We start from the raw sequence: 364 nt of genomic DNA, 5'->3' as shown, positions 1-364 counted from the left end.
CACAATCTTTATAATCTTTGCTTGGGCGCCAATCTGGGAGGTATTGACCAATCTCAACATGCGCATTGTATAATGCGCCAATCGCCTTGCTATCCAACAATATTTTTAACTTTTGTGCTGAAGGTAAATAACGCAAACAATAACCGACAGCAACGGGAGTTTTGTACTTATCTATAGCTTTCTGTATGGCAACTGTATCTTCATGAGTCGTGGTCACAGGTTTTTCAATTAAGGTTGGAATACCAGCTTCAATTAACGGAATTGAATGTTGTGCATGAAAAGAAGCAGGCGAAGCAACAATCACCAGTTCAACATTAGCTTTAACTAAAGCTTCAACATCAACCACAATTCCATCGCTATCACT

The 364-nt window shown here is 39.3% G+C and carries 1 protein-coding gene; it reads right to left on the bottom strand.

Translation table 11 applies throughout. The features are described 5' to 3' along the window. Positions 1-364: Gfo/Idh/MocA family protein (locus tag AB4486_RS28175; protein ID WP_372120124.1), on the bottom strand; the 364-nt coding region annotated here is incomplete at both ends.

It is taken from the genome of Vibrio sp. 10N.222.55.C6, assembly GCF_041473395.1.
GTDB lineage: Bacteria > Pseudomonadota > Gammaproteobacteria > Enterobacterales > Vibrionaceae > Vibrio > Vibrio crassostreae_C.
The sequence above is the reverse complement of the archived record's forward strand: the minus strand, read 5'-3'. Positions and strand labels throughout refer to the sequence as shown.